The organism is Nonomuraea sp. NPDC050394 (assembly GCF_044459065.1).
In the GTDB taxonomy this organism is placed as follows: domain Bacteria; phylum Actinomycetota; class Actinomycetes; order Streptosporangiales; family Streptosporangiaceae; genus Nonomuraea.
In genome coordinates, this window is record NZ_JBITIO010000011.1 from 319,540 (window position 1) to 336,699 (window position 17,160).

The following is a 17,160-nucleotide window of genomic DNA, read 5'->3' on the forward strand; positions in this document are numbered from 1 at the left end:
GGGGCTGTTTGCCATGCCCATCATCAGCGCCCGGGGACTCACCCGGAGCTTCACATTGAAACGAAAAGAGACCGTCGACGCCGTACGCGGGATCGACCTCGACATCGAGGACGGCCAGCTGGTCGCCTTCCTGGGCCCGAACGGCGCGGGGAAGTCGACCACCCTGCGCATGCTCACCACGCTGCTGCCGCCCACGAAGGGCAGTGCCACGGTGGCCGGGCACGACATCGCCACCGACTCGTCCGGCGTGCGCGCCCGCATCGGCTACGTCGGCCAGAAGAACAGCGCGGGCGAGAACTACCGCGTCCGCGACGAACTCGTCGCGCAGGGCCGCTGCTACGGCCTGCCCATCCCGCAGGCGCGCCGCCGCGCCGACGAGGTGCTCGACATGCTCGACCTCAGTCATATGGCCAAGCGCCAGCCGGGCACGCTCTCCGGCGGCCAGCGCCGGCGCCTCGACCTCGCGATCGGCCTGGTGCACGAACCCAAGCTGCTCTTCCTGGACGAGCCGTCCACCGGCCTCGACCCGACCAGCCGCGCCGAGGTCTGGTCGCACATCCTGCGCCTGCGCGAAGCGATCGGGATGACCATCTTCATGACCACCCACTACCTGGAAGAGGCCGACGCCATGGCCGAGCGGGTGATCATCATCGACAACGGCCGGATCATCGCCGACGGCACCGCCGAGCAGCTCAAGAACGACCTGGCCGGCGACCACATCATCCTGACCACCCCGGACGCCGCCCGCGCAGCGGAGCTGACCGGCGGCGAACCGGACGGCGGCACCGTGAAGCTACGCGTCGCCAACGCCCCGGCCGCGCTGCCCGAATGCCTCAGAACCCTCGACGCGCACGAGATCAAGGTCACTGCGGCCGAGACGAAGCGCCCGACCCTCGACGACGTGTTCCTCGCGCTGACCGGAAGGAGCCTGGCCGATGACGACGTTCCTGCGTGACACCGCGACCGTCTTCACCAGGGAGTTCACCCCGTCGCTCCGGCAGCCGACGAACCTGGTCTTCGAGATGCTGCAGCCGCTGCTGTTCCTGTTCCTGTTCGGCTCGCTGCTGAAGGGGGCGACGAACACCTCGTGGCAGTGGTTCGTGCCCGGCATCCTGGTCATGATGTGCCTGACCGGGCCGATGGGCTCCGGCTACAACCTGCTCACCGAGGCGATCGGCGGCTCGCTCGAACGCCTCATGGTCTCGCCGCTGAACCGCACCGCCATGCTGGTCGGCCGGACGCTGAAGGAGATGGCCGTCCTGTTCCTCCAGGCCGTGCTGATCATCCTGCTGGCGCTGCCGCTCGGCTTCGAACTGCACCTGGCCGGGGTGATCCTGGGGCTCGCGCTGCTGATCGTGCTGGGGGTGGGGCTCGGGTCACTGTCGTTCGTGCTGGCGCTCAAGTCGGCGCCGGACGGCACGATGTTCTATCTGGTCACGCAGTGGGCGTTGTTCCCGCTGCTCCTTCTGTCGGGAGTGCTGCTGCCCGTGGACTCCGGTCCGACGTGGTTGCGGATCGTCGGGTACGTGAACCCCGTCAAATATCTCGTCGACGCACAACGTTCGCTCTTCTCCGGTCACCTGGGTGATATCTCTGTCTTGTACGGCGCAGCGGCCGCCGGCCTGGTGGCCCTGATCGGGCTTTATGCCGGAACCCGGGCGATGCGCAAGGGCATCTAGACCCCGGAAGGGGTGAGGACATGTCGAGCGAGCGCGACGACCTCGTCCAGACGCTGGACAAGCACCGCGGGTTCCTGCGCCACACGGTCCAGGGGCTCACCGACGAGCAGGCGGCCCTCACGCCCACGGCCAGCGCGCTGTGCCTGGGCGGCCTCGTCAAGCACGTCGCGAACGTGGAGGAGCGCTGGGCGCGCTTCGCCGTCGGCGGTGCCGAGCACATGGAGAGCGTGCCCGTCGACTGGGAGGGGCAGTTCAGAATGGACGCGGGCGAAACGCTCGACGCCCTGCTCAAGCACTACGAGTCGGTGGCTCAGGCCACGAACGAGCTCGCCCGCACGCTCGACCTCGACACCTCGCACGCGCTGCCCGCGGCACCGTGGTTCGAGCAGGGGGTGCGTTGGTCGGTCCGCCGCGTGATGCTCCACATCATCGCCGAAACCGCCCAGCACGCCGGCCACGCCGACATCATCCGCGAGTCCATCGACGGCCAGAAGTCGATGGGATAGCCGAACTAAGGGGCAAAACTCAAGGGCGGACCATCCATTACGGCTCCGCCACCCCACCCCCACCCGCCGCCGTGGGCGGGCGCCGATCGTGGGGATCGCTTCTCACGCCGGACGTGGCGCCCGCCGCAACGGCGCCACGTCAACCGGCCAAGTGGTCAACCCGGAAGACCGGCCAAGCAGCCAACCCCCGAAGTCCGGCCAAGCAGCCAACCCCCGAAGTCCGGCCAAGCAGCCAACCCCCGAAGTCCGGCCAAGCAGCCAACCCCCGAAGTCCGGCCAGGTCGTCGAGAGGTCACGGGCTGACCGCCAGGAACAGGAACGCGGCGAACAACACCAGGTGGACGCCGCTCTGCAGCAACGTGGCCCGCCCCGGCACCACGGTGAGGGTGGAGACGCCGACGGTCAGGGCGAGCAGGACCATGTGGGTGCCGCCGAGCCCGAGCACCAGTGGCCCCTCCAGCCAGATCGAGGCGAGCGCGATGGCCGGGATCGTCAGGCCGATGCTGGCCATCGCCGAGCCGAGCGACAGGTTGAGACTGATCTGGAGCTGGTCGCGCCTGGCCGCCCGTACCGCGGCGATGGTCTCGGGCAGCAGGACCAGCAGCGCGATCACCACGCCGACGACGGCGTGCGGCAGCCCGGCCTCGGAGACGGCGCTCTCGATGATCGGTGACTCGACCTTGGCCAGGCCGACGACGGCGACGAGGGCGATCAGGAGGAGGCCGAGGCTGGCGGTCGCGGTTCTGGTGGTGGGCCTGGGCGCGTGGGCATCCGTGGGCATGGCCTGGCCGTCGTGGGTGACGGGGAGGAAGTAGTCGCGGTGCCGTACCGTCTGGGTGAGGACGAACAGGCCGTAGAGCGCGAGCGAGGCCACGGCGGCGAAGGCGAGCTGGCCGGGGGAGAACTCCGGTCCCTGGGCGCTGGTCGTGAACGTCGGCAGCACGAGGCTGAGCGTCGCGAGCGTGGCCACGGTGGCGAGCGCGCCGCCGGTGCCCTCGGCGTGGAACGCCACGACCCGTCGCCGGAGCGTGGCGCTGAGCAGGGACAGTCCGACGATGCCGTTGCAGGTGATCATGACGGCTGCGAAGACGGTGTCGCGGGCGAGCGTCGCGGTCTTCTCGCCGCCGCTGATCATCAGGCTGACGATCAGCGCCACCTCGATCACCGTGACCGCGACCGCGAGCACCAGGGAGCCGAACGGCTCGCCGACGCGGTGCGCGATGACCTCGGCGTGGTGCACCGCCGCCAGTACCGCCCCGGCCAGAAGCACCGCGACGATGATCACGACGACCATCGGCGGTTCCCGTCCCCATGTCAGAGCCAGCGCCAGAAGTGCGAGGAGGGGGACGGCGGTGGTCCAGTTAAGGAAACGGCGCATGGTATAGATCATGCCCTAAGTGGAGTGTCTGTTCACTTCTGTCCGGTTGGGCGATCGGGCATCATCCGTGCTCAGGGTCATCGTGCGGCAATGCCGGGGCAGTCGTGGGTCCAGGCGGTTCATGATGGAGTCGAGACGGCGACAGCCGAACCTTGTTCTGTTACGGTCGGGTCAAAGCTCAGGAACGCGTGAAGGGGCACGAATGGCCTTGAACCGTGATTTCGTGGGGCGGTCGTATGCGTCCGCCGCGCCGTACGAGGTCAGCCGGGTGAAGATCCGCGAGTTCGCCGCGGCGATCGGCGACCACAACCCGATCTACCGCGACCGGGACGCGGCGCAGGCCGCGGGACATCCGGACGTGGTGGCGCCGCCCACCTTCCCCATCGTGTTCAGCCTGCAGAGCGGCGGTGAGGCCCTGGCCGACCCCGAGCTGGGGCTGAACTTCGCGATGGTGGTCCACGGCGAGCAGCGGTTCGAGTACGCGCGGCCGATCTACCCCGGCGACGAGCTGGTCACCCGCTCGACGATCACCGACATCCGCAGCGCCGGGCGCAACGAGCTGCTCACGATCAGGAGCGAGGTCAGCACCGTCGCCGGCGAACCCGTCTGCACCACCTACAACACCATCGTCGAGCGTGGAGGGGCGGCCTGAGATGACGGCGACGGTCAAGTACGACGAGGTCGAGGTCGGCCAGCAGATCCCCGCGGCCGACTACCCGGTGCGCCGGCTCAACCTGGTCATGTACGCGGGCGCCTCCGGCGACTTCAACCAGATCCACTGGAACGAGCGGTTCGCCAGGACCGTCGGCCTGCCCGACGTCATCGCGCACGGCATGTTCACGATGGCGCAGGCGGGGCGGTTCGTCACCGACTGGGCCGGCGATCCCGGCGCGGTGGTCGACTACGGGGTGCGGTTCTCCTCGATGGTGGTCGTGCCCGACGACGACGAGGGCGCGACGATCACCGTCAGCGGCGTCGTGGAGGAGAAACTGGAGGACAAGCGGGTCGTCATCGCCCTGGTGGCCAAGTCCGCGGACGCCAATGTGCTGTCCAAGGCGCGTGCGGTGGTTCAGCTGTCCTGATAGAGGCGGCCTGTCCTGGGGTAGGGCGGTCGGTATGAGTGAAGTGCCGCACCACGTCATCGAGCTGGCCGAGCAGCGCGTGAAGGCGAGGGCGGAGCGCGACCACGCGCTCGCCGACGAGCTGCGCGCGCGGATCGAGCGCGAGGGGTGGCTGGTCAAGGACGCCCCCGACGGCTACACGCTGAGCGAGAAGCCGCCCTACACCATCTGGCCGACCGTCCGCTCGATCCCGATCACCGCCGTCACCGACGCCCGCCCGCCCCGCCATCTCAACCCGCGGGCCGTCGCCCCCACCTCGGGCACCGGCCGCGACACGACCGGCGGCAACGCGGGCCCCCAAACGGGGACTCAAACGGGCGCCCAAGCGGATCCTCAAGCGGACGCCCAAGCGGGCGCCCAGGAGGATCCCGCCGCCGAGCTGGGCTTCTCCGGCGACCCCGGATCGAGCGGGACGCCGGAGGACGACATGCTCCACGCGCAGCGGATCTGGGACGCCAGCCTGGCCGCCAACCGGCTCGACGACGCCGGGGTGAACCAGGAGCGGCAACGCGCCGAGACCGCCGACGTCACCGTCTCGGTGGGACTGATCGCCGACGGCCGGCCGGACGACGTGCGTGCCTGCGTGGAGGCGCTGCTTGAGCACACCGACGCCGCCGTGCTCGCCCTCGACCTGGGCAACCGGGACGGCGTGGGCGACGTCCTGCACGAGTTCGCCGCCCGGCGGCCCGAGCGGGTGACCGTCTGGCACGTGGCCGAGCTGCCGCACTGGTTCGGGGGGTCGGCCGGGTGGGGCGCCTGCCGTACGGCATTGATGCGGCTGGACACCTCGGACGTGCACGTCCTGATGGAGACCTCCACGATCCTCACGGGCGACGCGCTCACGCCGCTGACGGCGGCGATCCAGCACGGCGCGGTCGCGGCCGGGTGGAAGGGCGCCGACCCCGACGCGGACGGCCACACGTGGCACGAGGCCGGTCCTGGACGGGTGCGCGCGCTCATGGGCTACCTGATGGCGGTACGGCGGGCCGAGGCGCTGGCCGCCATGCCGCAGGACGCCCGCTACTACCGCAACGCCGACCTGGAGCTCTCGCTCGGCCTGGACGGCGAGCTGGTGGTGCCGCAGGAGACGCTCCCCGTGCACGCCCCGCGCCACCACGGCTACCACGACGTCGACCAGGACTACCGCGAACGCGAGTCCCGCCGCACCTACGACCGGGTCCTGCGCCTGCTGCGCCCCTCCTGACGCGGGCGCCGGGTGCCGCGCATCGCGGGGGGCTCATAAGCTAGGGCCCCATGGAGATGCTGGCGCCGTACACCACGCTGGGCCTGGGCGGCCCGGCCCGCGAGTTCGTCGAGGCCGGTACGGCGGAGCAGCTCGTCTCCTTCGTGGCCGAGGCCGACCGCGACGGGGTTCCCACGCTGGTGCTGGGCGGCGGCAGCAACCTGGTCGTGCCCGACGAGGGCTTCGACGGGCTGGTGGTCAAGGTCGCCTCGACCGGGGTGCGGGCCGAGCGCGACGGCGGGCAGGTGCTGCTCACGGTCGAGGCGGGCGAGGACTGGGACGCGCTCGTGGCCCGCGCGGTCGCCGAGGGCTGGTCCGGCATCGAGTGCATGTCCGGTGTCCCGGGCCTGGTGGGATCCACGCCGATCCAGAACGTGGGCGCCTACGGGCAGGACGTGTCGCAGACCGTCCGCTGCGTGCGGGCCTACGACCGCAAGACCCGGCAGGTGGTGGACATCGAGGCCCGCCGGTGCGGGTTCTCCTACCGCGACAGCGCGTTCAAGCGGGACCTGTCGCGGCACGTGGTGCTGGGCGTCACCTACGTCCTGGACATCTCCGACCTGTCGGGCGAGGTGGCCTACAAAGAGCTGGCCGCGCGCCTCGGGGTGCCGATGGGCGAGCGGGTGGGGCTCGCGGACGCCCGCGCGGCCGTCCTGGCCCTGCGCAGGAGCAAGGGCATGGTGCTCGACCCGGCCGACCCCGACACCCGCAGCGCCGGATCGTTCTTCACCAACCCGATCCTGGCCCCCGCCCAGGCCGCCGAGCTGGAGCTGCGCGCGCCCGGCCATCCTCGCTGGGACCTGCCCGACGGCACGGTCAAGGTGCCGGCCGCGTGGCTGATCGAGCAGGCCGGCTTCCCCAAGGGGTACCGTCGCGGGCCCGCCCGCATCTCCACCAAGCACACGCTCGCCCTCACCAACCCCGACGGCTCGGCCACCGCGGCCGACCTGCTGGCGCTGGCCAGGGAGGTGCGCGACGGGGTCGCGGAGAAGTTCGGGGTGCGGCTGGTCAACGAGCCGGTGATGGTCGGCTGTGAGCTCTGACACCCTCGCCTGAGGAACATTCGCGGGGTTCGGCCTGTTAAAATTGCCGAGATATTCCGAAGGGGAGTAGTCCCAAATCACGTGATCGACACACTGGCGTCCCGACGCCCGGTCACGTGGGCCTTCACAGGCGGACGAGACCTTCGGCCTGGCTGTCATGCCGGGCCGAAGAGTCGTGCCCCGGCAGGCGCTCCGGTCCGGTCCGTAGGAATGAGGACCGTTGGAAGCGTTCTGGATCAGTCTTGTGGCCATTTTCGTGGCGGAGCTGGGTGACAAGAGCCAGCTGATGGCGATGACGTTCGCCACCCGGTTCAAGGCCTGGCCGGTGTTGATCGGCATCACCATCGCCACGACCGTCGTCCACCTGCTCAGCGTGGCCGTCGGCGGGCTCATCGGCGACGCCCTGCCCACGACCGCGATCTCGGTCGCGGCCGGCGTCGCCTTCCTCGGCTTCGCACTGTGGACGCTGCGCGGCGACGAGCTGACCGAAGAGGAGTCGAAGAAGGCCCAGCGCACCACCAGGAACGCGATCATCGCGGTGACGGTCGCGTTCTTCCTGAGCGAGCTGGGCGACAAGACGATGCTGGCCACGATCGTCCTGGCCACGCAGCACGGCTGGCTCGGCACCTGGATCGGCTCCACGGTCGGCATGGTCGCCGCGGACGCCCTGGCCATCGTGGTCGGGCGGATCCTCGGCAAGCACCTGCCGGAGAAGGCCATCCGCTACGGCGCCGCCGCGGCGTTCGCCGTCTTCGGCATCATCCTGCTGGCCGACGCCATCTGGTAGCTAGGACGACAGCAGCGACAGCCGGTACGCGGCCGCGGCGGCCTCGCCGCGGCTGGAGACACCGAGCTTGGCCAGGATGTTGGAGACATGCACGCTGACCGTCTTCGCCGAGATGAACAGCTCGGCGGCGATGTCGCGGTTGCTGCGCCCCAGCGCCACCAGCCGGAGAACCTCCAGCTCCCGGGGCGTCAGCAGCTCCGACGTCGCCGACGGCGCGGAGGCGCCGCCCACCCGCCGGCTGAGCATCTCGATCTCCTCCACCAGCGGGGTGGCCCGCAGCGCCTCGGCCAGCGGCTGCGCGACCCGCAGCCGCGTGGCGGCGCCCTCGCGGTCGCCCGACTGGGCGGCGATGGTCGCGGCGTGCAGGAGCGCCTTGGCCTGGGCGTGCGGGCGGCGCAGCCGTTCCCACGCGGCCGCGGCGGCGTCGAAGTCGCCGGTGTAGGTCAGGCGGTAGGCCTCGGCGGGCGGGCCCGAGATGCGTAGCGTGGCGGCGACCTCGGCGGCGTGGCCGCGTACGTGCTCGGACAGCGTGGCGTCGAGGGCTTCGGCCTGGTCGCAGACGTGGCTGATGAGGGAGAGCAGCCGCCAGCCGAGCGCCGACTTGCTGGACTGCGACGGCCGCGACAGCACCCGGTGGGCGACCTCCAGCGCCGCCTCGGGCTCGCCCTTCAGCAGGTGCCAGCCCATGTGCAGGCGGGAGCTTGAGGTGATGTCCTGGACGAAGTCCTCGGGACGTTCCTTGAGCACGCCCAGCTCGGACAGGCTGCTCTCCAGCGTCGACAGGTCTCCGCGCGACAGCGCGATGTCGGCCTGGACGCGCAGGATGTGGTGGCGGGTGCGCAGGCTGGGTCCGAACCTCAGTGAGCGTTCCGCGGTCTCCAGCGCCTCGTCCCAGCGGCCGAGAAGTTCGAGGGCCTCGGCGCGGTTGTTGAGGATGAAGACGCCTATGGTCCTGATCAGGCCGTACTTCTTGGCCATGCGCTCGCCCTCGTAGGAGAGTTCGAGCGCCTCTTCCGAGCGGCCGAGGTCGTTGAGCGCGTCGATGTTGTTGCCGACGGAGCGCAGGATGAGGCGGGGCGAGTCGATGCGCTCGCCTATCTCGCGGGCGAGCTGGTTGGTCTCGTACTGGGCGATGCTGCCGCCGGCCATGGCCTGACCGAGGGCGAGGTTCATGAGGAGCTCGCCCTCCAGGTGCTCGTCGCCGATGTCCCTGGCGATGAGCAGGCCCTCCTCGCACCTGGCGGTGCCCTCCTCGACCTCGCCCTGCAGCATCAGGTGCTGGCTGAGCTTCGTCAGCACCTCGGCGCGCGGGTGGCTGTGGTCGGGGACCAGTTCCAGGGCCTTGTGGAAGTCCTCGACCACGCCCATCTTGCCTTTGGAGATCTTGAACCCGGCCCAGCGCACCATGAGCATGGCCACGCGGTCGGGCTGGGTGTCCTCGTCGAGCCCGGCGAGCGCCGCCCGCACGAACTTCACGCCGCGATCCACCTCGGCGCTGTTGCCCGCGGCCAGCGCGGCCTTCTCCAGCACGTACGAGTGGTCGGCGTCGATGCGCCCGGCCGCGCCCGGCACCTTGTCCCAGAGCATGAGCACACGTTCGAGCAGCGGGATCGCCTCGGCGTAGGCGAAGGCCTTCATCGACTTGCGGGCCGCCTCCCAGGCGGAGATGAGGGCCCATTCGTCGTTGCGCGCGCCGTACCAGTGGTGGGCCAGCTCGACGGCGGCGCGACCGGGCGGGACGAGCTTGCGGTCGCGGGAGATCTCCTCGGCGTAGCGCGCGTGCAGCCGCTGGTGCTCGCCGGGCAGAAGCTCCTCGTGTACGGCTTCGCGGATCAGCGCGTGCCGGAAGACATAGGCCCGGTTGTCGGCGATCTGCAGCACGTTCCCCGCGATGGCAGGACGCAGGGCGGACTCCAGCTCCAGGTCGGACAGGCCGCTGACGGCGGCGAGCAGGGCGTGGCCGATCCGGATGCCGCCGGCGGCGGCCACCCGCAGGACGCGCTGGGTCTCCTCGGGCAGGCGCTCGACGGCGCTGAGGATGAGGTCCTGCATGGAGTCGGGGAAGGCGCAGTCGCCGTCGGGGTCGTCGAGCAGCGCCTCGACGAACAGCGGGATGCCCTCGCTGCGCTCGAAGACCTTCTCGACTCTGGCGTACTCGGGGGTCCTGCCCAGGATCCCGGTCATCTGCTCGGCCACCTCGTCCTGCGACAGGCGGGGCAGGTCGAGCCTGAGCACGCCCCTGACCCGGCTCAGCTCGGCCAGGACGGGGCGCAGCGGGTGCTGGCGGTGCAGGTCGTCGGATCGGTAGGTGAGCACGATCAGGACCTGGGCGGCGGCGAGGTTGCGGCTCAGGAAGGCGATGAGGTCGCGGCTGGAGCGGTCGGCCCAGTGGATGTCCTCGATGAACAGGACCGTGGGGCGGGACTCCGCCAGGCGTTCCAGAAGGGTGAGGAACTGCTCGAACAGCCGGGCGCGGCCGGTGTCGGTGTCACCGTCGACGGTGGGCTCGCCGAATTCCGGCAGCAGCCTGGCCAGGTCGCGCTCGGCGCCCTCCGGCAGGAGACGGGCGATCCTGGCGGTGCCCATCTCCCTGACGAGCTGCCTGAGCGCGGCGGTGAACGGCGCGTAGGCGAGGCCGTCGGTGGACAGTTCCACGCAGCCCCCGAAGAGCACGTGGGCGCCGTCCTGGGCGGCCCGATCGGCGAACTTCTGCACCAGCCGGGTCTTGCCCACACCGGCTTCGCCGCCGAGCAGCACGGCCGTGGCCGTGCCCTGCCTGGCCGCGTCCATGGCGTCGGCGAGGTGGGCGAGTTCCGCTTCCCGCCCGACGAAGACGGGACTCACCATACGTCCCAGCATGTCATCCAGCATGTCACGCCTTACCTGTAGCTTTCGCCGCATTTATGGAGGCGCTGACCGGAGGCGCAGGGACCGACCGGATGGCTTTTGGCCGGAGGCGGCGGGGTTGGGGGATGTATCGAGGGGCTTGCCCCGTCGGGTCAAGGAGGGTGTGAGGCCCGGCCGCGAGGGAGGTTGCGGCCGGGCACTCTTGTGGGGGTCATGACACGCGGCGCTTGCCGAAGACCGAGCGGCGCTCGGACTTGTTGCGGCGCTCCGCCTCACGTACCCTGCGGTGCTCGGCGGCGGCCCGCCGAAGCTCACCGGCTTGGCTCTTCATCAGCTGGAAGTCGAGCTCGGGGTTCATTTCTTTCTCCTTTGTCGTCTGCACCCCTAACACTCCTCCTAAGGCCCGGCCGGCCACATCGGTCGGATGCCTTATCTCTTGCCGAACCATCGGCTTACCCCTACCTAGGACACGCCTGCCACCTGCCTAAGGCAGGCCACGATGATGGCCCATGAGACGCATCGCGATCGCCGCGCTGGCGCTGTTCTCGCTGGTGGCGGCGGTGCCCGCCGCGGCCGGGGAAGCGGCCTGGCGGGTCTCCAGGACGGACGGATCCCTGGGCGGCTATCAGGACGTGGGCGCCACCGGCGGCGACGACGCCTGGGTGGTCAGGACCGGCCGGCCCCTGCTGCGATGGAACGGCAAAGCCTGGCGGAACACGGCGGGCGGCGCCGTGCCGTACCTGGTGACGGCGGCCGGACGGGGTACGGCCTGGCAGTTCGTGCAGAGCCCGGCCCGGGTGGACGCCCGCCAGCTGACCGGCGGCAAGTGGTACGCGCGCCCGATCGAGGCCGAGGGCGCGCACGCGACGGCGGCGCTGGCCACCGGGCCGTCGGAGTGCTGGGCGGCGGGGCTGCGGCTCGGCCCGCGCGGGCTGCGCGACGTGGTGTGGCACTGGAGGGGCGGGCGCTGGACGGAGGTGGCCGCCCCGCTGCCGATCACCGACTTCGCCGCCTCCTCCCGTAAGGACGTGTGGGCGCTCAGCAGCCTGGGAGCCGAGTCGCCCGCGCACGCCGCGTCCGTCCTGCGGCTGACGGACGCGGGGTGGCGGCGCTCGCCGGTGCCGTCGATCTCCCTGCCCAGCCGGTCGCGGGTCGGCGACGCCTACGCGGAACTGCACGACATCGTGGCGCTCGGGCCGGACGAGGCGTACGCCGTGGGCGGAATCTCCTTCATCATCGGCGAGGAACGGGTCATGCGTGAGGCCGTGGTGCTGCGCTGGAACGGCACCTCCTGGGTACGGCTGGCCCACCGCCCGGCCGGCACGTCCTATACCAGGGTCGCGCCGGACGGCGCCGGAGGGTTGTGGCTGGCCACGCGGCGCCAGGACCTGCCGGACGTGCTCACCCACTACCAGGGCGGACGCTGGACGCGGACCCCGGTCGGCAAGGTCACGCTCAACGGCCTGGCCAACGTGCCGGGAACCAGGACGATGTGGGCCACGGCCGAAGCGCGTGAGGCTGGAGTGACGCGCCAGCTGATCCTCAGCTATCGGTGACCTGATCCGGTTTGGAGGTAGCCTGCCCGGTCGGCGATGCTGTGGGGGTGTCAACTGTGACTACCTCGCTCGCGGACGTGGCGGCATCCGCCACCACCCTGCGGGCCTTCCTGCACGGCCTGCCCGGCGTCGACCGGGTCGGCGCGGACCAGCGAGCGGCGATGCTCGGCACCCGATCCATCAAGACGACCGCGAAGGCGCAGGCCATCGACCTGGCCATCTCCATGGTCGACCTCACCACGCTGGAAGGCGCGGACACACACGGCAAGGTGCGGGCGATGTGCACCAAGGCGATGCGTCCTGGTGGCGGCGCGCCCCGTGTCGCGGCGGTCTGCGTCTACCCCGACCTGGTGGCCGTCGCCGCCGAGACCGTCAAGGGCTCGGGGGTGAAGGTCGCCTCGGTGGCCACCGCCTTCCCGAGCGGGCGCTCCTCCCTGGAGGTCAAGGTCAGCGACACCGCGCTGGCCGTGGCGGCGGGCGCCGACGAGATCGACATGGTGATCGACCGCGGCGCCTTCCTGGAGGGCGACTACCTCAAGGTCTTCGAGGAGATCGTCGCGGTGAAGGCCGCCTGCGGCCAGGCGCACCTGAAGGTGATCCTGGAGACAGGCGAGCTGGCGACCTATGACAACGTACGGCGCGCGTCCTGGCTGGCCATGATCGCCGGCGCCGACTTCATCAAGACGTCCACCGGCAAGGTGGCCCCGGCTGCCACGCTCCCGGTGACGCTGATCATGCTGGAGGCCGTGCGCGACTTCCGCGACGCCACCGGCCGCCAGGTGGGCGTGAAGCCCGCGGGCGGGATCCGCGCCACGAAGGACGCCATCAAGAACCTGGTCCTGGTCAACGAAACCGCGGGCGCGGACTGGCTGACGCCCGAATGGTTCCGGCTGGGCGCCTCATCGCTGCTCAACGACCTGCTGATGCAGCGAGAGAAGCTGGCCACCGGCCGCTACGCGGGCCCCGACTACTTCACCCTGGACTGATGATGGCCTTCGAATACGCGCCCGCGCCCGAGTCGCGCGATGTCGTCGACATCAAGCCGTCCTACGGGCTGTTCATCAACGGCGAGTTCGCCGAGGGGTCCGGCACCCCCTTCAAGACGATCAATCCGGCGAGCGAGGAGAAGCTCGCCGAGATCGCCACCGCCACCTCCGACGACGTGGACCGCGCGGTCCAGGCCGCGCGCAAGGCGTTCGGCGTCTGGAGCGCGCTGCCCGGTTCCGAACGGGCCAAGTACATCTTCCGCATCGCCCGCATCATCCAGGAGCGGGCCCGCGAGCTGGCCGTGCTGGAGTCGCTCGACAACGGCAAGCCCATCCGCGAGTCGCGCGACGTGGACGTGCCGCTGGTCGCGGCGCACTTCTTCTACTACGCGGGCTGGGCGGACAAGCTGGAGCACGCCGGGTTCGGTACCAGGCCGCTGGGCGTGGCCGGTCAGGTCATCCCCTGGAACTTCCCGCTGCTCATGCTGGCCTGGAAGATCGCTCCGGCGCTGGCCTGCGGCAACACCGTCGTACTCAAGCCGGCCGAGACCACCCCGCTGACCGCGTTGCTGTTCGCGGAGATCTGCCAGCAGGCCGACCTGCCGCCGGGCGTGGTCAACATCGTCACCGGCGCGGGCGAGACCGGCGCCGCCGTCGTGGCCCACCCCGACGTCAACAAGGTAGCCTTCACCGGCTCCACCGAGGTCGGGCGGATCATCGCCCGCACCGTCGCCGGCACCGACAAGAAGCTCACGCTTGAACTCGGCGGCAAGGCCGCGAACATCGTGTTCGAGGACGCCGCCGTCGACCAGGCCGTCGAGGGCATCGTCAACGGCATCTTCTTCAACCAGGGCCACGTGTGCTGCGCCGGCTCGCGGCTGCTGGTGCAGGAGTCGGTCCAGGACGAGCTGCTGACCGCGCTCAAGCGCCGCCTCGGCACGCTGCGGCTCGGCGACCCGCTCGACAAGAACACCGACATCGGCGCCATCAACTCCGCCGAGCAGCTGGCAAAGATTCGTGAAATGTCGGAAATTGGGGACTCGGAAGGCGCGGAGCGCTGGTCGCCCCCATGCGACATCCCGGAGAAGGGCTTCTGGTTCCCGCCGACCCTCTTCACCGGCGTCGCCCAGTCCCACCGCATCGCCCGCGAGGAGATCTTCGGGCCGGTGCTGTCGGTGCTCACCTTCCGCACCCCGGCCGAGGCCGTGGAAAAGGCCAACAACACCCCGTACGGGCTGTCGGCCGGCGTCTGGACCGAGAAGGGTTCGCGCATCCTGTGGATGGCCGACCGGCTGCGTGCCGGAGTGGTGTGGGCCAACACCTTCAACAAGTTCGACCCCACCTCGCCCTTCGGCGGGTACAAGGAGTCGGGCTACGGCAGGGAAGGCGGGCTCGCCGGGCTGGAGGCCTACCTCGATGTGTGAGCACAAGCGTGGCAGACGCAGGATCCGCCGCGGGCAGGCCACCCGGGGACACGCCTTCGCCAGGGCCGGGCGGCCCGGCCGTACCGGGTGGTTCGCGCACCGCTGCGGCGTCAGCAGGTGTGGTCAGATCTTCGCTCCTGTGCAGCTGACCCAGGAGATCACGTGGAGGGGGCGCGGCGATGAGTAGGTTGGCCGTTCGCAAGACCTACAAGCTGTTCATCGGCGGGGCGTTCCCGCGCTCCGAGAGTGGAAGGTCCTACGTCGTGACCTCGGCCAAGGGCGAGTTCGTGGCCAACGCGGCGCGTGCCTCGCGCAAGGACGCCCGTGACGCCGTGGTGGCGGCCCGCAAGGCCTTCCCCGGGTGGTCGGCGGCCACGCCGTACAACCGGGGGCAGATCCTCTACCGCGTCGCGGAGATGCTGGAGGGGCGGCGGGCGCAGTTCGCCGAGGAACTGGGCGGGCCCAAGAAGGCCGCGGCCGAGCGGGTGGACGCGGCCGTCGACCGGCTGGTCTGGTACGCCGGGTGGTCGGACAAGATCGCCTCGGTGCGCGGGGCGGCGAATCCGGTGGCGGGGCCGTACTTCAACCTCTCGACGCCGGAGCCGACCGGGGTGGTCGCGGTCGTCGCGCCCGCCGACCCGCTGCTCGGGCTGATCTCCGTGATCGCGCCCGTCATCGTCACCGGGAACACCTGCGTGGTGGTGGCCGCGGAGAACGCGCCGCTGCCCGCGATCACGCTGGCCGAGGTGCTGGCCACCTCCGACCTGCCCGGCGGGGTGGTCAACCTCCTCACCGGCCACCAGTCGGAACTGGCCCCGTGGCTGGCCGCGCACATGGACGTCAACGGCCTGGACCTCGGCGGGGTCGAGGATCCTGACCTGGCGCTGAAGTGCGAGCAGGAGGCCGCGGAAAACCTCAAACGCGTCTTCCGCCCCACCACCGAGGACTGGTCCCCGGACCCGTCCCTTTCCCGCATGACCCGCTTCCTCGAAACCAAAACCGTCTGGCACCCGATCGGGATCTGACCCTCTTTAAGGGCTTTTATCCTTTACGGCGAGCCCCCGCCCACGCCACCCGCCGGCGTGGGCGGGCGCCGATCGTGGGGGTCGCTTCTCACGTCGGACGTGGTGCCCGCCGTCACGGCCTTCGCCGGCCCCCTCGACCGGCCCCCTCGACCGGTTCCTTCGACCGGCCCCCTCGACCGGCTTCTTCGGCCGGCCCCCTCGACCGGCCTCCTCGACCGGTTTCTTCGGCCGGCTCCCTCGGCCGGTTTCTTCGAGCGGCCTGTCGGGGAGGTCTAGCGGGGTGGGATGTGGTGGGTGTGGCGGAACAGGTCGGCCGGGTCGTAGGTCGTCTTGAGGTCCCTGAGGCGTTCGTATGCCGCCGGCTCGAAGGCCTTCTTCACGTTTTCTTCCGTCGCGTGGGCGGCGAACAGGAAGTTCAGTGCCTTTCCGCCGGTCGACCAGGGGCGTAGGGCGGCTTCGGTCTGGGCGTGCTCTGGGGGGACCTCGCTGCCTCTGGACACGACCCCATAGAGGAACGACGCGTTCCGGTTGCCTATGGCATTCGGTGTGACCGGTGGGCGGGACAGGGCTCCGCCCAGGTGGCGGATTTCCACGATGGTGCCGGTCAGGGACCTTGCCGCCTCGACCGCCTGGGGTGGCAGTTCCCTCAGGAGGCTGTGGGAGGACTGGGAGGCCACCGGGTCGGTCGGGTCGTTGTGGATGATGTCCGATCGGGTGTAGGGGATCTCCTCCACCTTGTCCATCAGGCGCGGGCCGTACGCGCGAAGTGGTTCTATCAGGCGCTCGCCCTCCTCCGCCGGGCCCGCGTAGGCGATGCGGATGTGGGTTGCCCGGCGGGCGCGCAGGGGTTCGGGGACGAACGGGGCGTCGGGGAACGGGATGACGGCCACGGACGAGGTCATCTCCTCGGGGACGTTCGCCACCCATTCGCGCCAGGCGTGCACCGCGTCGAAGCCGTCGAAGAACAGTGCGCCGCCGTACAGGGTCGTCACCGGGAACAGGGCGATCTCCAGTCCCGTGGCCACGCCGAAGTTGCCCCTGCCGCCGAGCAGGGCCCAGAACAGGTCGGGTTCCTTGTCGGGCGTGGCCAGGACGAGTTCGGCGTCGGCGGTCACCACCTCGATCGCCCTGACGTGGTCGGCTGCGTAGCCGTGCTCGCGCGCCATGAGGCCGATGCCGCCACCGAGGGTGTAGGAGAGCGCGCCCACCGCCGGGGCGGCGCCGGACAGCGGGGCCAGGCCGTGGGGGGCGGCGGCTTCGATCACCCTGGACCACGGCGTGCCCGCCTCGATCCAGGCGATCCTGGCCGCCGGGTCGACGCGGACGCCGTTCATCCTTCCTGTGGTGACGAGGACGCCGCCGTCACCCGCGACCGCCAGGCCGTGGCCGGTGGCCTGGACGGCCACGGGCAGGTTGTGCGCGGATGCGTGGGAGACGGCGGCGCGGACGTCGGCGGCGTCCTCCGCGGCGAAGATCACGTCGGGGCGATGGCGGGCGGAGAGCTGGAAGCCGGTCCGCTCGCTGTCGTACTGGTCGGAGTCCGCGGTGATGGTGTGAGCCATACG

Annotated in this window: 16 protein-coding genes; 12 read left to right on the forward strand and 4 right to left on the reverse strand. The window is 70.6% G+C overall.

Annotation, left to right across the window (positions count from 1 at the left end):
- The first annotated feature begins 19 nt into the window (after window positions 1–19).
- The 3 genes from ACIBKY_RS36785 to ACIBKY_RS36795 are packed head-to-tail and all read left to right on the forward strand — an operon-like array spanning window position 20 to window position 2,185.
- Window positions 20–955, forward strand: coding sequence for an ATP-binding cassette domain-containing protein (locus tag ACIBKY_RS36785; protein ID WP_397104312.1), 936 nt, complete (start codon window positions 20–22; stop codon window positions 953–955).
- Window positions 936–1,679: an ABC transporter permease gene (locus ACIBKY_RS36790; RefSeq protein WP_397104121.1), complete on the forward strand. Its 744-nt coding sequence runs from the start codon at window positions 936–938 to the stop codon at window positions 1,677–1,679. Before ACIBKY_RS36785 ends, ACIBKY_RS36790 begins: the two co-directional genes overlap by 20 nt.
- Before the next feature lie 20 nt (window positions 1,680–1,699).
- Window positions 1,700–2,185, forward strand: a complete 486-nt coding sequence (locus ACIBKY_RS36795) for a DinB family protein (RefSeq protein ID WP_397104123.1) — start codon at window positions 1,700–1,702, stop codon at window positions 2,183–2,185.
- Window positions 2,186–2,477: 292 nt separating this feature from the next.
- Here ACIBKY_RS36795 and ACIBKY_RS36800 read toward each other — a convergent pair whose 3' ends face one another.
- Window positions 2,478–3,563, reverse strand: a complete 1,086-nt coding sequence (locus ACIBKY_RS36800) for a calcium:proton antiporter (protein ID WP_397104125.1) — start codon at window positions 3,561–3,563, stop codon at window positions 2,478–2,480.
- A gap of 202 nt (window positions 3,564–3,765) precedes the next feature.
- Between ACIBKY_RS36800 and ACIBKY_RS36805 the strand changes: the two genes are divergently transcribed.
- The 5 genes from ACIBKY_RS36805 to ACIBKY_RS36825 all read left to right on the forward strand — a co-directional run bounded on the left by ACIBKY_RS36805 (window position 3,766) and on the right by ACIBKY_RS36825 (window position 7,757).
- The gene (locus ACIBKY_RS36805) at window positions 3,766–4,215 is read left to right on the forward strand and encodes a MaoC family dehydratase N-terminal domain-containing protein (RefSeq protein WP_379630370.1); all 450 of its coding nucleotides are present in this window, start codon (window positions 3,766–3,768) and stop codon (window positions 4,213–4,215) included.
- Window position 4,216: 1 nt separating this feature from the next.
- Window positions 4,217–4,645, forward strand: a complete 429-nt coding sequence (locus ACIBKY_RS36810) for a MaoC family dehydratase (protein WP_397104127.1) — start codon at window positions 4,217–4,219, stop codon at window positions 4,643–4,645.
- Between the two features lie 34 nt (window positions 4,646–4,679).
- Entirely contained in the window at window positions 4,680–5,888 is a 1,209-nt protein-coding gene (locus ACIBKY_RS36815) for a hypothetical protein (RefSeq protein WP_397104129.1), read from the forward strand.
- Window positions 5,889–5,938: 50 nt separating this feature from the next.
- Window positions 5,939–6,970, forward strand: coding sequence for a UDP-N-acetylmuramate dehydrogenase (locus ACIBKY_RS36820; protein ID WP_397104131.1), 1,032 nt, complete (start codon window positions 5,939–5,941; stop codon window positions 6,968–6,970).
- 220 nt (window positions 6,971–7,190) lie between these two features.
- Window positions 7,191–7,757, forward strand: coding sequence for a TMEM165/GDT1 family protein (locus ACIBKY_RS36825; protein WP_397104133.1), 567 nt, complete (start codon window positions 7,191–7,193; stop codon window positions 7,755–7,757).
- Here the strand turns inward: ACIBKY_RS36825 and ACIBKY_RS36830 are convergent, their stop codons facing one another.
- Both ACIBKY_RS36830 and ACIBKY_RS36835 read right to left on the reverse strand, forming a co-directional pair.
- Window positions 7,758–10,616 (reverse strand): AAA family ATPase, encoded by a 2,859-nt coding sequence (locus tag ACIBKY_RS36830; RefSeq protein ID WP_397104135.1) that lies wholly within the window; start codon window positions 10,614–10,616, stop codon window positions 7,758–7,760.
- A gap of 199 nt (window positions 10,617–10,815) precedes the next feature.
- On the reverse strand, window positions 10,816–10,962 hold the full coding sequence (locus ACIBKY_RS36835) for a hypothetical protein (protein WP_397104137.1): 147 nt from the start codon (window positions 10,960–10,962) through the stop codon (window positions 10,816–10,818).
- 151 nt (window positions 10,963–11,113) lie between these two features.
- Between ACIBKY_RS36835 and ACIBKY_RS36840 the strand changes: the two genes are divergently transcribed.
- The 4 genes from ACIBKY_RS36840 (at window position 11,114) to ACIBKY_RS36855 (ending at window position 15,595) form a co-directional block, all read left to right on the forward strand.
- Window positions 11,114–12,160, forward strand: coding sequence for a hypothetical protein (locus ACIBKY_RS36840; RefSeq protein WP_397104139.1), 1,047 nt, complete (start codon window positions 11,114–11,116; stop codon window positions 12,158–12,160).
- Window positions 12,161–12,216: 56 nt separating this feature from the next.
- Window positions 12,217–13,146 (forward strand): deoxyribose-phosphate aldolase, encoded by a 930-nt coding sequence (deoC, locus tag ACIBKY_RS36845; RefSeq protein ID WP_397104141.1) that lies wholly within the window; start codon window positions 12,217–12,219, stop codon window positions 13,144–13,146.
- A gap of 2 nt (window positions 13,147–13,148) precedes the next feature.
- Window positions 13,149–14,570: an aldehyde dehydrogenase family protein gene (locus ACIBKY_RS36850; RefSeq protein WP_397104314.1), complete on the forward strand. Its 1,422-nt coding sequence runs from the start codon at window positions 13,149–13,151 to the stop codon at window positions 14,568–14,570.
- Between the two features lie 179 nt (window positions 14,571–14,749).
- Window positions 14,750–15,595 carry an aldehyde dehydrogenase family protein gene (locus ACIBKY_RS36855; protein WP_397104143.1) on the forward strand — a complete coding sequence of 282 codons (846 nt, stop codon included), beginning with the start codon at window positions 14,750–14,752 and terminating at the stop codon, window positions 15,593–15,595.
- Between the two features lie 272 nt (window positions 15,596–15,867).
- Here the strand turns inward: ACIBKY_RS36855 and ACIBKY_RS36860 are convergent, their stop codons facing one another.
- Complete coding sequence (locus tag ACIBKY_RS36860; protein WP_397104145.1) at window positions 15,868–17,157, reverse strand: FAD-binding oxidoreductase; 1,290 nt, start codon at window positions 17,155–17,157, stop codon at window positions 15,868–15,870.
- Window positions 17,158–17,160 lie beyond the last annotated feature (3 nt).

Bases quoted from the DNA above. Each gene is read 5' to 3' on its own strand.
- ACIBKY_RS36810 (WP_397104127.1), top strand. From the start codon at position 4,217: ATGACGGCGACGGTCAAGTACGACGAGGTCGAGGTCGGCCAGCAGATC.
- ACIBKY_RS36795 (WP_397104123.1), top strand. From the start codon at position 1,700: ATGTCGAGCGAGCGCGACGACCTCGTCCAGACGCTGGACAAGCACCGC.
- ACIBKY_RS36830 (WP_397104135.1), bottom strand. From the start codon at position 10,616: ATGCTGGGACGTATGGTGAGTCCCGTCTTCGTCGGGCGGGAAGCGGAA.
- ACIBKY_RS36820 (WP_397104131.1), top strand. From the start codon at position 5,939: ATGGAGATGCTGGCGCCGTACACCACGCTGGGCCTGGGCGGCCCGGCC.
- ACIBKY_RS36850 (WP_397104314.1), top strand. From the start codon at position 13,149: ATGGCCTTCGAATACGCGCCCGCGCCCGAGTCGCGCGATGTCGTCGAC.
- ACIBKY_RS36805 (WP_379630370.1), top strand. From the start codon at position 3,766: ATGGCCTTGAACCGTGATTTCGTGGGGCGGTCGTATGCGTCCGCCGCG.
- ACIBKY_RS36800 (WP_397104125.1), bottom strand. From the start codon at position 3,563: ATGCGCCGTTTCCTTAACTGGACCACCGCCGTCCCCCTCCTCGCACTT.
- ACIBKY_RS36860 (WP_397104145.1), bottom strand. From the start codon at position 17,157: ATGGCTCACACCATCACCGCGGACTCCGACCAGTACGACAGCGAGCGG.
- ACIBKY_RS36790 (WP_397104121.1), top strand. From the start codon at position 936: ATGACGACGTTCCTGCGTGACACCGCGACCGTCTTCACCAGGGAGTTC.
- ACIBKY_RS36835 (WP_397104137.1), bottom strand. From the start codon at position 10,962: ATGAACCCCGAGCTCGACTTCCAGCTGATGAAGAGCCAAGCCGGTGAG.
- ACIBKY_RS36840 (WP_397104139.1), top strand. From the start codon at position 11,114: ATGAGACGCATCGCGATCGCCGCGCTGGCGCTGTTCTCGCTGGTGGCG.
- ACIBKY_RS36855 (WP_397104143.1), top strand. From the start codon at position 14,750: ATGAGTAGGTTGGCCGTTCGCAAGACCTACAAGCTGTTCATCGGCGGG.
- ACIBKY_RS36815 (WP_397104129.1), top strand. From the start codon at position 4,680: ATGAGTGAAGTGCCGCACCACGTCATCGAGCTGGCCGAGCAGCGCGTG.